The 13,933-nt window shown below is 52.7% G+C and carries 11 protein-coding genes; 7 read left to right on the plus strand and 4 right to left on the minus strand.

Features of this window, described 5'->3' with window-relative positions:
- Positions 1-31 precede the first annotated feature (31 nt).
- Positions 32-691, minus strand: coding sequence for an RNA methyltransferase (locus MKO97_RS11725; RefSeq protein WP_241105525.1), 660 nt, complete (start codon positions 689-691; stop codon positions 32-34).
- 51 nt (positions 692-742) lie between these two features.
- Here MKO97_RS11725 and MKO97_RS11730 point away from each other — a divergent pair, with 51 nt between their 5' ends.
- From MKO97_RS11730 to MKO97_RS11740, 3 genes are all read left to right on the plus strand, one after another.
- A complete protein-coding gene (locus MKO97_RS11730) occupies positions 743-1,447 on the plus strand; it encodes an NAD-dependent deacylase (RefSeq protein WP_241103401.1) in 705 nt (234 codons plus the stop codon).
- Between the two features lie 268 nt (positions 1,448-1,715).
- On the plus strand, positions 1,716-3,056 hold the full coding sequence (gene purB, locus MKO97_RS11735; protein WP_241103402.1) for an adenylosuccinate lyase: 1,341 nt from the start codon (positions 1,716-1,718) through the stop codon (positions 3,054-3,056).
- Positions 3,057-3,358: 302 nt separating this feature from the next.
- Positions 3,359-5,581 (plus strand): cation:proton antiporter, encoded by a 2,223-nt coding sequence (locus tag MKO97_RS11740; RefSeq protein ID WP_241103403.1) that lies wholly within the window; start codon positions 3,359-3,361, stop codon positions 5,579-5,581.
- Between the two features lie 61 nt (positions 5,582-5,642).
- On the opposite strand, the gene guaB is transcribed toward MKO97_RS11740, so the two are convergent.
- Both guaB and MKO97_RS11750 read right to left on the minus strand, forming a co-directional pair.
- Positions 5,643-7,115, minus strand: coding sequence for an IMP dehydrogenase (guaB, locus tag MKO97_RS11745; protein ID WP_241103404.1), 1,473 nt, complete (start codon positions 7,113-7,115; stop codon positions 5,643-5,645).
- Positions 7,116-7,202: 87 nt separating this feature from the next.
- Entirely contained in the window at positions 7,203-8,066 is an 864-nt protein-coding gene (locus MKO97_RS11750; protein WP_241103405.1) for a hydroxymethylglutaryl-CoA lyase, read from the minus strand.
- Between the two features lie 129 nt (positions 8,067-8,195).
- Between MKO97_RS11750 and MKO97_RS11755 the strand changes: the two genes are divergently transcribed.
- Positions 8,196-8,813: a hypothetical protein gene (locus MKO97_RS11755; RefSeq protein ID WP_241103406.1), complete on the plus strand. Its 618-nt coding sequence runs from the start codon at positions 8,196-8,198 to the stop codon at positions 8,811-8,813.
- Positions 8,810-9,532 (plus strand): DUF3307 domain-containing protein, encoded by a 723-nt coding sequence (locus MKO97_RS11760; RefSeq protein ID WP_241103407.1) that lies wholly within the window; start codon positions 8,810-8,812, stop codon positions 9,530-9,532. Before MKO97_RS11755 ends, MKO97_RS11760 begins: the two co-directional genes overlap by 4 nt.
- Here MKO97_RS11760 and MKO97_RS11765 read toward each other — a convergent pair.
- The gene (locus MKO97_RS11765) at positions 9,501-10,523 is read right to left on the minus strand and encodes a quinone-dependent dihydroorotate dehydrogenase (RefSeq protein ID WP_241103408.1); all 1,023 of its coding nucleotides are present in this window, start codon (positions 10,521-10,523) and stop codon (positions 9,501-9,503) included. The two genes, MKO97_RS11760 and MKO97_RS11765, sit on opposite strands and share 32 nt — an antisense overlap.
- A gap of 125 nt (positions 10,524-10,648) precedes the next feature.
- On the opposite strand from MKO97_RS11765, the gene MKO97_RS11770 reads away from it, so the two are divergent.
- Together MKO97_RS11770 and MKO97_RS11775 are read left to right on the plus strand one after the other, a co-directional pair.
- Positions 10,649-11,398 carry an isoprenylcysteine carboxylmethyltransferase family protein gene (locus MKO97_RS11770; RefSeq protein ID WP_241103409.1) on the plus strand — a complete coding sequence of 250 codons (750 nt, stop codon included), beginning with the start codon at positions 10,649-10,651 and terminating at the stop codon, positions 11,396-11,398.
- Positions 11,399-11,449: 51 nt separating this feature from the next.
- The gene (locus tag MKO97_RS11775) at positions 11,450-13,924 is read left to right on the plus strand and encodes a glycoside hydrolase family 3 protein (protein ID WP_241103410.1); all 2,475 of its coding nucleotides are present in this window, start codon (positions 11,450-11,452) and stop codon (positions 13,922-13,924) included.
- The last annotated feature ends 9 nt before the right edge of the window (positions 13,925-13,933 follow it).

Consider the following 13,933-nt stretch of genomic DNA (forward strand, 5'->3'; position numbering starts at 1 on the left):
CGCATCCCACACACCGGAACCAACCTGCTCTTTAACCACGCTCTGCAAAATACCGCTTCTCAATATCCGCGATACTTCGGATGGAGGCTTTCGCCCAGTCGATTCTTTTTTGCAGCGTTTCTTCTTCCGTCAATTGCCACGGAAGATCGGATGCCCGTAACCGCTGCGTCAGGTTTTGCGCAATGATGGCCGCCGAGACTGAGATATTCAGGCTTTCCGTGAATCCCACCATCGGAATCTTCAGGAACCCGTCGGCCTGATCGATGATTTCCTGCGACAAACCCGTCAGCTCGGTCCCAAAGAAGATCGCCGAACGCTGCGATATGTCGAAATCTTCCAACAGGCAGTCGTTTTCATGGGGGGTAGTGGCAATGATGCGATAGCCGCGGGCACGGGTATCGTCAAGGCAATCCTGCACGGTATCGAATTTTTTGATGTCGACCCACTTTTGGGCACCCATTGCGATCTTGCGGTCGAGTTTTTTGCCAAACCGCTCTTCAATTACACTCAGGTTCTGGATACCAAACACTTCACAGCTCCGCATCACCGCGCTCGTGTTGTGCATCTGGAACACGTCTTCCATCGCAAACATGAGATGGTTCGTACGGAACTTCAAAATCTCAATGAATTTGTTCCGGCGTTCTTCCGTAATCAGGGTTTCGAGATAAGCGAGATAATCAAGGTCGGCCATAGCGCTACTTAATGCTGCGAATTTCATGAATTTTCCCGACTTTTATCGGATATGGCACAGAAACCAAAAATAGTCGTACTGACTGGCGCGGGCATGAGCGCAGAAAGCGGCATCAGCACCTTCCGCGACGCAGGCGGACTCTGGGAAGGGCACGATATCATGGAAGTCGCGAGTCCACAGGGGTGGCAGCGCAACCCCGAGCTCGTGCTCGACTTCTACAACAAACGACGTCGGCAACTGCACGAAGTGGCACCCAATGAAGGCCACTTGCGCCTCGCGGCACTCGAATCTGCCTTCGATGTCCACGTGATTACGCAGAATGTCGACAACCTCCATGAACGCGCCGGCAGCACCAAAATACTCCACCTGCATGGCGAATTATTCAAGGTACGAAGCACCCGCAACCCCAACCATATCCTGCATTGGGAACACGACCTCAATTGGGGCGATACCGATCCGCAGGGCCACCAACTACGTCCGCACATCGTCTGGTTCGGCGAAGAAGTCCCCGCCCTGGCAGAAGCCGTCGACATCACCACACAGGCCGATGCTTTTGTTGTGATCGGGACTTCTATGCAGGTGTACCCGGCCGCCAGTCTGATTGAATACGCGCCGCTGGGCATTCCGCTTTATTATATTGACCCGAACCCCGCAGACATCCCTTTCTATAAAAATAAGATCGACACCATCGCTAAGGGCGGATCTGAAGGGGCGCGCTTATTAGAGCGTAAACTCCGCGATACGTTCGGGCTGTAACAAAAAGGTGAAGTGCGAAGTATTGCGTTAGGGATCGCAGTGGAAAGCCCACAGCGAGGTACGAGCGAGGACTTGCAACGAAGAGCCCGACGGCGCCTTGACAGTAGGCAGTGGGTTGCTGAAGTAGTTAGTAGGCGCCGGAACGCCCTTAAAAAAATAGGCCACCTGAGTTATGTCGCACAAAGTAGTATAAACACTGTAAAACTGCCTACTGCCACTGCCTACCGCCAACTTTTGCTATCTTTGCGCCTTCCAACAACAACACAACATGCTCAACGAACTCAACGCCATTTCGCCCATTGACGGCCGTTACCGCAATAAGACTGCCGCACTGTCACCCTATTTTTCGGAAGAGGCGCTGATCCGCTACCGCGTATTGGTCGAAATCGAATACTTCATCGCCCTTTGTAACCTGCCGCTTCCGCAACTGGCGGGCGTTGACAAGGCCGTGTTCCCGAAGCTACGTGCGATCTACGAGACGTTCTCCACCGAAGATGCCCTGTGGATCAAGCAAACGGAGAAGACCACCAACCACGATGTGAAGGCGGTGGAATATTTCATAAAAGATCGGTTCGACGGACTCGGACTGTCGGCGTTCAAAGAGTTCATCCATTTCGGATTGACGTCGCAGGACATTAATAATACGGCTATTCCGTTGTCGACCAAACAGGCCTTTGAAGACGTCTACCTCAAGTCATTGGTGGCCGTAGTGGCGAAACTGAAGTCGCTTAGCGTGGAATGGGCGGATGTGCCGATGCTCGCCCGTACACACGGACAACCTGCGTCGCCTACCCGACTGGGTAAGGAAATCGGTGTGTTTGTCGAGCGACTGGAAGAACAGATGCGTTTGCTTTTCAACGTGCCGTTCGCGGCGAAATTTGGCGGGGCAACCGGAAACTACAATGCCCATCATGTGGCCTATCCGACCGTTGACTGGCGTAAATTCGGCAATGATTTTGTCGAGGGAACGTTAGGATTACACCACTCCTTCCCTACTACGCAAATCGAGCATTACGACCATTTCGCCGCATTTTTCGATGCCTTGAAACGAATCAACACCATTCTCATCGACCTCGACCGCGACATCTGGACGTATGTGTCGATGGATTATTTCAAACAAAAAATCAAGGCAGGGGAAATCGGATCGTCGGCCATGCCGCATAAAGTCAACCCCATCGACTTCGAAAATTCGGAAGGCAATCTGGGCATCGCCAACGCCCTTTTCGAGCACCTGTCGTCGAAGCTGCCGATTTCACGCCTGCAGCGCGACCTCACCGACAGCACCGTGCTTCGAAACATCGGCGTGCCGTTCGGACATACCCTGATTGCGTTCGAAGCGACGCTGAAAGGACTCAACAAGCTACTGTTGAATGAAGTGAAGTTTGCCGACGACCTCGAAAACAACTGGGCGGTAGTCGCAGAAGCCATCCAAACGATTTTACGACGCGAAGCCTATCCGAATCCCTACGAAGCCTTGAAAGGCCTCACACGCACCAATACCCGCATCGACCAAAAAGCCATCCACGACTTTATCGACACGCTGGACGTGTCCGATGGAATAAAATCGGAACTGCGCGCCATTACACCCGGCAACTACCTCGGTATCTGAGGACTTGATTGATACTTTCAAAAGGGCGGACAGTGTTTCCGCCCTTTTTTATGCGATATGCGAATAAATTCGTATTTTACCTGTTGAGTCGAAAGTCGAAAGTCGAAAGTCGAAAGTCGAAAGTCGAAAGTCGAAAGTTGGAAGTTGAAAGTTTGAAGTTGAGAGTTGAGGGTTCTTAGTTCATAGTGGACCTCACGGCTCTCGTTTCTTTCGTCTTGCCTGTTTCGTCTTGCTTCTCTTTCCGTTCATCGTTCATTGTTAATCGCTCATCCCAATTATCAATTATCAACTTTTAATTCCCCATGCTTTCCCCCCTCATATCCGACCTCGGCCTTATCCTCCTCACGGCAGGAGCAGCGGTTTTGCTTTTCCGCAAGATCCGGCAGCCATTGGTATTGGGGTATCTGATTGCCGGATTCCTGGCGGGGAACCACTTTGACTTCTTCCCGTCGGTACAAGACATCCACAGCGTGGAAGTATGGGCGGAGATTGGGATTATCTTCCTGTTGTTCAATCTCGGACTCGAATTTTCCTTCCGGAAACTGATGCACGTCGGGGGCACTGCTTCGGTGACGGCCCTCGTGCAAATAGTATGTATGGTAATCGGCGGCTACTTTGCGGGGCGCGCCCTCGGTTGGGAACCGATGGATTGCATCTTTCTGGGCGTCATGCTGTCGATTTCGTCTACTACCATCATCCTCAAGACCTTCGAGGAACTGGCGCTGAAAGCCCAGAAATTCGTCGGCAATGTCATCGGGGCGCTGATCGTGCAGGATTTGCTGGCCATCCTTATGATGGTCATGCTGTCGACCATTGCCGTCTCCCGTCAGGTAGAAGGCATGGAACTTGTCATGACCGTGCTGAAACTCATCTTCTTCCTGGTGCTTTGGTTTGTAAGCGGGATTTTCTTTATCCCTACCCTACTCAAACGATCGCAGAAGCTGCTGAACGACGAAACCACCCTCATCCTCGCCATTGCCCTATGCTTGATGATGGTGATGCTGGCCGCAGATGTGGGCTTTTCACCCGCCCTCGGCGCCTTTATGATGGGATCCATCATTGCCGAGACAACACAGGCGGAGCATATCGAACACTTGATGAAGCCGGTAAAAGACCTGTTTGGTGCCGTATTCTTCGTTTCGGTGGGAATGCTGATTGACCCCGCGACACTGGTTGAGCACTGGAAGCCGGTGTTGGTGCTCACGCTGGTGGTCATTGTCGGACAGTCGTTGAGCGCGGCAAGTGGCGCGCTGCTATCCGGCCGGCCGCTGACGCAATCAGTACAGACCGGCATGAGCCTGTCGCAGATCGGGGAATTCTCGTTTATCATTGCGACGATGGGCGCCAGCCTAAAGGTGACCAGCGCGTTTCTTTATCCTATTATAGTAGCCGTTTCGGCTATCACCACCTTTACGACGCCTTTTATGGTGCGGTATTCGGCCCCTTTTGCCGGTTTTCTCCAGCGCAAGTTGCCGCGAAAATGGCTGAGGCGGATCGAACGCTATGCCGAGCGCACCAATTCGGGGAAATCCGCCAGCAACTGGCAAATCGTCATTAGGGCGTACCTCGTGCAGGTGCTGGTGCATTCCGTTATCATTATTTCACTTATCCTTTTGGCCGGACGCTACCTGCTTCCCCTTGGCGAAGGCTCGATTACAGGAACTTTGTTGGTAGCCGTCCTGACGTTGCTGTTGCTCTCCCCTTTCCTTTGGGCGCTGTCGATGCGACGGGTGGCGACCGAACAGGTGAATGTCCTGCTGCAGGAACGACGGTACCGGGGCCCGCTTATCCTCATGATCCTGTTCCGGTTTTTATTGACGTTGTTTTACGTCGGCTTCCTGGTCGATAAGTTCTTCTCGGCGCAAACGGCTTTTGTCGTGCTTGGAGCCGCCGTGGTTTTGTATTGGCTCTTCCCTAAAAAACTCAATGCGCGCTACCACCGGCTCGAAGAACGTTTTCTTAAGAACCTCAATGCCCGCGAGATCATCCAGGCGAAATGGAAACGCAGCGACCTGACGCCGTGGGATGGGCACATGGAGGTCTTTAAAATCGGGAAAGAGTCGAACCTTGCCGGCTTGTTACTGCGGGAATTACAACTCCGCGAACAATTCGGCATCAACATCGTCTTCATCAAACGCGGTCACATCACGATTACCATCCCCAGTCGGAACGAACGATTGTTTCCCGGCGATGAAATCTGCATCATGGGCAACGACACCCAGGTGGAGGCGTTTCGCGACTACCTTGAACACAATGAACACGAGCCCGCACCGGATGAAAAAGAGCACGATATCATTCTGTTGAGCCTGGTCGTATTGAATCCCGCCTATATCGGCGTCACGATAAAGGAATCGGCTTTACGGGAAAAGACGCACGGACTCATCGTCGGACTTGAACGTCGCGGACGCCGTGTACTCAATCCGGAATCGAACGTGGTGTTGGAAGAACACGATATCCTGTGGATCGTGGGCGAACGCAACTTACTCGAAGCCTCGGACGTAGCACAAACGGAACCTGTTGCCTAACAGAGTACTGTGACTGCGACGTGACTGCGACTGCTACTGTGACTGCGACTGCGACTGAAACCTACCTCGAATAATTCGGTGCTTCCTTCGTAATCGTCACGTTATGCGGATGGCTCTCGGTAATACCACTTGAGGTGATGCGCACGAAACGACCGGTTTCCTGTAAGGTCGGAATGTCTTTGGCACCGCAATAGCCCATACCGGCGCGCAGGCCGCCTACAAACTGCTGCATGCTCTCGTTGAGTTCGCCTTTATAGGGTACGCGTCCTACGATACCTTCCGGTACGAGTTTCTTCACATCGTCTTCCACATCCTGGAAATAGCGGTCTTTCGAGCCTTCCTGCATCGCTTCCACAGAACCCATGCCGCGGTACGACTTGAATTTCCGTCCTTCGAAGATGATGGTTTCGCCCGGTGACTCTTTCGTTCCCGCCAACAACGAACCCAACATCACACAGTCGGCACCTGCTGCAATTGCCTTAGGAATATCGCCGGTATAACGTACACCTCCGTCGGCAATAACCGGAACACCACTGCCTTTAATGGCAGCCGCTACTTCGAGAACCGCGGAAAACTGTGGGAAGCCCACTCCGGCTACGACACGTGTCGTACAAATCGAACCCGGACCAATACCCACTTTCACCGCATCAGCGCCGTTCTCGACGAGATAGCGCGCCGCTTCGGGTGTGGCAATATTTCCGACCACCACGTCAATATGCGGGAACTTTGCTTTCACTTCCTTCAAAACCGTTACCACGCCCAGGGTGTGTCCGTGTGCCGTATCGATGATGATGGCATCCACACCTGCATTGACAAGCGCTTCGGCCCGTTGCACGGCATCACCAGTTACACCGATGGCGGCGGCCACGCGAAGACGTCCGTACGAATCTTTATTGGCAATCGGTTTTTGCGCGAGTTTAGTGATGTCACGGAACGTAATGAGTCCGACGAGTTTATTCGATGCATCCACCACCGGCAATTTTTCGACTTTATTGGATTGCAGGATGACTTCGGCTTCCTGAAGCGACGTGCCTTCCGCCACGGTAATGAGGTTCTCATGGGTCATCACCTCGACAATAGGTCGGGCATTGTCCTTCTCAAACCGCAAATCCCGGTTGGTGACGATGCCTTTCAGGATTTGATTTTCATCTACGATCGGAATACCTCCGATGCCGTATTCGCGCATAGCGGCCTTTGCGTCGGCGACACGGGCGGTGAGCGGTAAGGTGACGGGATCGATGATCATGCCCGATTCGGCGCGTTTCACTTTTCGGACCTCCGTAGCCTGTTGCTCGATGGTCATGTTTTTGTGCAACACCCCGATGCCTCCTTCACGTGCCATCGCAATGGCCATGGCGCTTTCGGTGACGGTATCCATAGCGGCCGAAACGACCGGTACGTTCAGGGAAATGTTGCGGGAAAAACGCGATTGTATGCTGACTTCGCGAGGGAGAACACTGGAAAAATTGGGTACCAGCAGGACGTCGTCGTACGTCAATCCCTCACCGATGATCTTAGAGTTGTGTGCGACCATTGCAATTTAAGGTTGTAGTTAAATTGCGTGCAAATATAGCGAAAAAAATCGGGCTTTCAGGAAGTTCCGATGGTAAAAGATTTTTGTCTAGTGGAATTCGCCGAAGAGTTTCGTCGCTTCGTTATACGAACTTTCAAAACCCATCGGACTCGTGCCGGTATCTTCCTTTTGGGTGGTAAAATACGACAGCAGTTTTTCGGTGGGCATGTTGCCGGTAAGCTCGTCTTTCGCCATCGGGCAACCGCCAAACCCCTGGATCGCGCCGTCGAAACGACGACAACCGGCGTTGTAGGCCGCGTCGATTTTCTCGAACCATCGATCGGGTACGGTATGCAGATGCGCCCCGAACTCAATATCGGGATATTTGGGAATCAGGTTGGAAAACAAGTAGGTAATGACATCGGGTGTAGAACTTCCGACGGTATCCGACAGCGATAGTATCCGGATACCCATATTCGCCAGGGTCTCGGTCCATTCCGCGACAATGTCGACGTTCCACGGATCGCCATACGGGTTACCGAATCCCATCGAAAGATAGGCGACGACTTCCTTCCCTGATCGTTCTGCGATGTTCAGGATTTCCTGTAGGGTCACCAACGATTGGGCGATGGTTTTATGGGTATTCCGCATCTGGAAGTTCTCTGAAATCGAAAAGGGAAAGCCCAGGTAGGTAATCTCCGGATGTAAGGCCGCCGTTTCGGCTCCTTGTGTATTCGCGATGATGGCGAGCAGTTTGCTTTTGGTAGCGGAAAGATCCAGTGAAGCGAGCACTTCCGCCGTATCCTGCATCTGCGGGATGGCCTTCGGGGATACGAAACTTCCGAAGTCGAGGGTATCAAACCCGACCCTTAGCAGGGATTGCAGGTAATAGACTTTCCGTTCGGTCGGGATGAAGGTCCGGATGCCCTGCATCGCATCCCGCGGGCATTCGATAATCTTAATAGGTCTCACTTTCCAAATATACGACTTCCCCTTTTTATCACAAGCACTTGCACTATCTCCTCATATCACAGAAAATCGTGATATTTTAAAATATTACAGAAAACCGTGATATTTTAAAATATCGTGTATATTTGTGATATGAACTACCACAGTATCCTCACCGGCGACGTCATCCACTCCCGCCAGAAAGGGCCTGAAACCTGGATGGAAGCCCTGCGTGACCTGCTGTCACGGAAAGGAAAAGACGCCCTTCAATGGGACATCTACCGGGGCGATGAATTCCAGTTGGAGATTGCCGACCCGGCCGACGCCTTATCTGCTGCGATTGAAATCCGTGCGTTGCTTCGCACCATGGGCCTCGACGCCCGTATCAGCATCGGCATCGGCGAGAAAACCTATTCAGGCGATAAAATCAGCCAAAGCAATGGCAGCGCTTTTGTGCGTTCGGGCGAACTGTTCGAACGGTTGAAACAGCAAAAGATGACCCTCGGCATCAACTCGGGCATCACGGACTTCGACGAACCCCTCAACCTGATGCTGCGACTTGCAACTCCGATCATTGCCTCCTGGCTGCCACCCCAGGCGACTTATGCCCTTGCCGCTTTGCAATACCCCGATCTTTCCCAGGAAGAACTCGGACAACGCCTTGACATCAACCAAGCCGCCGTCAGCGGACGCCGCAAACGTTCCCAATTTGAACTGCTCAGGGAACTCGACGCCTACTACCGCAGCCACCTTAAACACTACATGCCATGATCCTTTTCGTAAAACTGTTCCTCGCCCATTTGCTCGGCGACTTCCTCTTACAGCCCAATTCATGGGTGCGCAACAAAGAGGAAAAGAAGCTTCGGAGTCCGTATCTGTACCTGCACACCCTTTTACATGGTGTACTCGCGTTTGCCGTGGCGGGCAAGGAAGGTTTTTTGGTATACGCGATAGTGTTGGCCGTGGTGCACGGAGGGATTGATGCCGCCAAGTTGGTTCTACAGCGTGATGCCACCAAACGGCAATGGTTCATCATCGACCAACTGCTGCACATTGCCTCGATCTGCCTGATTGTGATGTGGAACGAACCCACCGACCTCGAATGGCAACTCGACGACACGTTCCTCATCCTGATGACCGGCGCGATTTTACTGACCAAACCGACGTCCCTGTTAATTAAAGTCATCATTTCCGGCTGGACACCCGACGATAAACCGGGCGATGGCTCATTGTCGAATGCCGGAAACTATATTGGTATACTGGAACGGTTGTTCGTTTTCGGCTTTATCCTAACTGGCCACTTTGAAGCCATCGGATTCCTGTTGGGCGCAAAGTCCATTTTTCGCTTCGGCGACCTTACCCGCGCCAATGATCGGAAGTTGACAGAATATGTGTTGATCGGAACCCTATTGAGTTTCGGGATCGCCATTCTCGCCGGACTCGCCGTGCAGTACCTCGCTATGGAAGCTGCCGTAGGACTTCTCGGTTGATAGAGGCCACCAACGCCGGGCCTTCATAGATGAATCCGGTATAAAGTTGCACCAACGCCGCGCCGGCCTGCAATTTCTCGATGGCATCAGCCGCACTATGGATGCCTCCTACGCCAATTATAGGGAAGGCATTCCCACTCTTTTCCGACAAAAACCGTATCACCTCGGTGGCCCGCTCCCGAAGCGGCTGGCCCGATAAGCCGCCTGTTTCAACGCGGTTCGCCGACTGGAGTCCGTCGCGTGAGATCGTAGTGTTGGTCGCAATCACCCCGTCGATTTGGGTCACGCGGACGATATCGATGATATCCAGCAATTGCTCATCGGTGAGATCCGGGGCGATTTTCAATAAGATGGGCTTGCGCGACGAACGGGCGTTGTTCTTTTCCTGCAACGCGGCCAACAAAGCCGTCAAGGGTTCTTTCTCCTGCAATGCCCGAAGGTTCGGTGTATTCGGCGAGCTGACGTTCACGACGAAATAGTCAACGTACTCGACCAGCGCATCAAAGCAATACAGGTAATCGGAAACCGCTTCTTCATTCGGGGTTACCTTGTTCTTTCCGATGTTTCCGCCAATCAGCACCCCTTTGTTTTTGCGAAGACGCACGACGGCCGCCTCCACCCCACCATTGTTGAAACCCATCCGGTTGATGAGTCCACCATCATCCGGCAAACGAAACAACCGCGGTTTCGGATTGCCGTCCTGTGGTTTGGGCGTAAGTGTCCCGATTTCGATGAAGCCGAACCCAAAATGCGACAATTCCTGAAAACACTTGGCATCCTTATCAAAACCCGCAGCCAAACCCACGGGATTGGGAAAAGTGAGTCCGAACACCTTTCTTTCCAGTCGTTTGTCGTTTACCTGATAAAGCGTCCGGAACAAAGCTGGCATGCCCGGAATACGGCACATAAACCGGATCAGCGAGAAGGTGAAATAGTGGATTTTTTCCGGGTCAAACCAGAAGAAGACCGGCCGAAGCAGTAGTTTGTACATGGTGTTGTGTTGTGCTGCAAAAATAGTGCTTTGGAAGCAAAAACGACGACCGGGACGGCGACTTAATCGGGCATACACGTCGGCGTTTGGACAGAATACCGTATTTTTGGCCCCAAATTATTGGCATGGCTTTACTGGAAGAATTCGAACAGCAGGGAAATTGGTTGTTCAGGCGTCGCGGGCAATTCCCGATGCTGTTTCTGTTGATCGGGCTCGGACTTTACCTCTACGACCTCGCGTATGACGTTCCTTTTTTTCTCGGAGAGGAAGCGGCACGCCCCTATTTCTGGGGATGCGTCGTGATTAGCCTGTTGGGGCTTTTTGTTCGGATTTACACGGTTGGGCATACACCTGTACGCACCTCCGGACGTAACCGCGAAGAACAGATTGCCGACACCCTGAATACCTCCGGCATCTACGCCACCGTGCGCCACCCACTTTACCTCGGAAACTTCCTGATTTGGCTCGGGCCTGCACTCCTCACCGCCCATTTCTGGTTCGTCGCATCCTTCTGCCTATTTTACTGGTTGTATTACGAGCGGATCATGTTTACGGAAGAACAGTTCCTCCGCGCGAAGTTTGGCGCCACCTTCACCGATTGGGCCGCAAAAACACCGGCTTTCATACCCGCCTTGTCGCAGTTCCGTCCGAACACCGTGTTGTTCAGTTGGAAGAAAGTGTTCATCAACGAAAAGAACGGATTGGCGTCTATTTTCGTCGTCTTCCTCATCTTTGACCTTACCGGGCAGGCCATTACGGATGTGTGGGCACCCAACATCCCGCTGATTGCTTTCACATTGCTTTCCTTGTTGCTGCTGGCCGTATTGAAAGTCGTGAAGATGACTACGACCTATTTCCTTATTGAAGAGCGATAGCATTTTCCCACATCGACGACTTTAGTATCTTTACGGAAACAACTTCCGTACATGACACGTCTCTTTTTACCGTTCCTGTTTTTTGGCGCCGTTTCGGTGTCGTTTTCCCAAACTTATAAGAATCCGAAAGCCCCTGTCGATGACCGCGTAAACGACCTGTTGTCGCGAATGACCCTTGAAGAAAAAATCGACTACATCGGTGGCCAGGACGACTTCTACATACGTGGTATAGAGCGACTCGGCTTGCCTAAAATCAAGATGAGCGACGGTCCGGTCGGGGTGCGGAACTATGGCCCGACGACCGCGTACCCGGCGTCTATCCTGACGGCGGCGACGTGGGATACTGAACTCTCAAGACGGTTGGGAGAGGCCCTCGGCAAAGACGCCCGTCAACGAGGAGTACATATCCTTTTGGGTCCCGGCGTGAACCTGTACCGCGCTCCCATGAACGGGCGCAATTTTGAATACCTCGGAGAAGACCCGTTTTTAGCTGGGAAAATAGCCGCCGCCTACATCCGTGGCGTGCAAAGCCAGAAAGTGGTGGCGACGGTGAAGCACTTTGCTGCCAACAACCAGGAGTGGGACCGCAACAATGTGAGTTCCGATATCGACGAACGGACGCTGCACGAACTCTATCTACCCGCGTTCCGTATGGCGGTGCAGGAAGGCGAAGTGGGCGCCGTAATGGATAGCTACAACCTGATCAACGGCATCCATGCCACCCAAAACGATTACCTGAACAATCAGGTGTTGAAGACGATGTGGGGATTTGACGGCATCGTGATGTCGGATTGGGTCGCGACGTATGACGGTCTTGCTGCGGCAAAAGGCGGACTCGACCTGGAAATGCCGTCGGGAGCGTTCATGAACCGACAGAACCTATTACCCGCCATAAAAGACGGACGTTTGTCAGAAGAGGTGCTAAACGATAAAGTACGCCGCATCCTCCGCATCGTATTCCGGTTCGGTTTTTATGATACTCCTTACAAAGAGACACCCAATAGGAAAGAACTGCCCGAAAGCGCGAACGTGGCACTTGACTTGGCCCGTAACGGCATCGTGTTGCTGAAGAACGAAGGCAATATCCTTCCACTGTCAAAATCCATTCGTACGGTGGCAGTCATCGGGCCCAATGGCAACCGATATGTGGCCGGTGGCGGAAGTTCGTTTACCCGTCCGTTTGCATCTACTACCCTTTTTGAAGGCATCCAGAAGGCACTTCCGAATGCCCGCGTAGAATATATCGCAGCGGCCATGCCCCGCCCGGAAGATTTCACCGCGACGTCTGCTTTCTATACGGCAAAAGGGTCAAAAGAAAAAGGACTCAAAGCCTCCTATTTCAATACAACCGACCTGTCGGGTCCGGTGGTGGCTACCCAAACCGATACCAACATCAGCCACGACTGGGCCGATGTTCCGGATGTGAAAGGGCTGGGTGCCGATCACTTCTCTATTCGGTTCACTGGCGTGTTGCGTCCGGCCAAATCCGCGACCTATACGCTGGCAGTACGGGGTGACGACGGCTTCCGCCTGTTCGTCGACGGTAAAAACGTCATCGACCTGTGGGGCGATCATGCCGCGATGCTGCGCACCGTGAAAATGCCGCTGGAGGCCGGTAAGGAGTATGACATCCGCCTTGAATATTATGAAAATGGGGGCGATGCCGTGATCGCTTTTGCCGCTTACGAAGAAGTGATTGATTTTAAGGGAGCGGAAGAAATGGCCGCGCGGGCCGACGCCGTCATCCTGGCGTTGGGATTCGACGCATCATCGGAAGGGGAAGGATTCGACCGGACGTTTGAACTGCCACAGGAGCAGGAACAACTGGCCCGCATCGTCGCCCAAGTAAACCCGAATACGGTGGTCGTGCTCAATGCCGGAGGCAATGTCGACATGCGTTCGTGGTTGCCACGTGTCAAGGGACTGGTGCACGCCTGGTATCCCGGAGAAAAAGGCGGCCGGGCGCTGGCTGAAATTCTGTTTGGCGACGTCAACCCAAGCGGAAAACTACCCGTCAGCTTTGAAAAAAGATGGGAAGACAACCCCGTAAATGCGTTTTATTATGATCACAACGGAAACAAAAAAGTATCGTATGGCGAGCGCCTTGCCGTAGGGTATCGCTATTTCGACACCGCCAAGGTGAAGCCGCAATTTCCGTTCGGCTACGGATTATCGTATACCCGCTTTGAATACTCCAATCTAAAAGTGACCGGCGATGTCAAATCAGGATTTGAGGTAACGTTCACGATTAAAAATGTCGGCGGACGTGACGGTGCTGAGGCAGCCCAGGTATATGTGCACCAGGACAAATCGACCATTGACCGTCCCGACAAAGAACTGAAAGGCTTCACCAAAGTCTTCCTGGCCAAAGGAGAAAGCAAGACCGTTACCGTATTCCTTCGCGCGGACGCCTTTTCCTATTACCGGACGGACCTGCATCGTTTCAGCTTTGATAAGGGTAACTTTGAGATTCGCGTTGGGGCGTCTTCAGAAGACATCCGTCTGAAAGCACCTGTGACATTATAAATAAAGAGG

It is taken from the genome of Flavobacterium sp. HJ-32-4 (genome assembly GCF_022532105.1).
GTDB lineage: Bacteria > Bacteroidota > Bacteroidia > Flavobacteriales > Flavobacteriaceae > Flavobacterium.

Excerpts from the sequence above, each read along its gene's own strand:
- MKO97_RS11725 (WP_241105525.1), bottom strand. The coding sequence starts at position 691 with ATGGCCGACCTTGATTATCTCGCTTATCTCGAAACCCTGATTACGGAA.
- MKO97_RS11730 (WP_241103401.1), top strand. The coding sequence starts at position 743 with ATGGCACAGAAACCAAAAATAGTCGTACTGACTGGCGCGGGCATGAGC.
- purB (WP_241103402.1), top strand. The coding sequence starts at position 1,716 with ATGCTCAACGAACTCAACGCCATTTCGCCCATTGACGGCCGTTACCGC.
- MKO97_RS11740 (WP_241103403.1), top strand. The coding sequence starts at position 3,359 with ATGCTTTCCCCCCTCATATCCGACCTCGGCCTTATCCTCCTCACGGCA.
- guaB (WP_241103404.1), bottom strand. The coding sequence starts at position 7,115 with ATGGTCGCACACAACTCTAAGATCATCGGTGAGGGATTGACGTACGAC.
- MKO97_RS11755 (WP_241103406.1), top strand. The coding sequence starts at position 8,196 with ATGAACTACCACAGTATCCTCACCGGCGACGTCATCCACTCCCGCCAG.
- MKO97_RS11760 (WP_241103407.1), top strand. The coding sequence starts at position 8,810 with ATGATCCTTTTCGTAAAACTGTTCCTCGCCCATTTGCTCGGCGACTTC.
- MKO97_RS11765 (WP_241103408.1), bottom strand. The coding sequence starts at position 10,523 with ATGTACAAACTACTGCTTCGGCCGGTCTTCTTCTGGTTTGACCCGGAA.
- MKO97_RS11770 (WP_241103409.1), top strand. The coding sequence starts at position 10,649 with ATGGCTTTACTGGAAGAATTCGAACAGCAGGGAAATTGGTTGTTCAGG.
- MKO97_RS11775 (WP_241103410.1), top strand. The coding sequence starts at position 11,450 with ATGACACGTCTCTTTTTACCGTTCCTGTTTTTTGGCGCCGTTTCGGTG.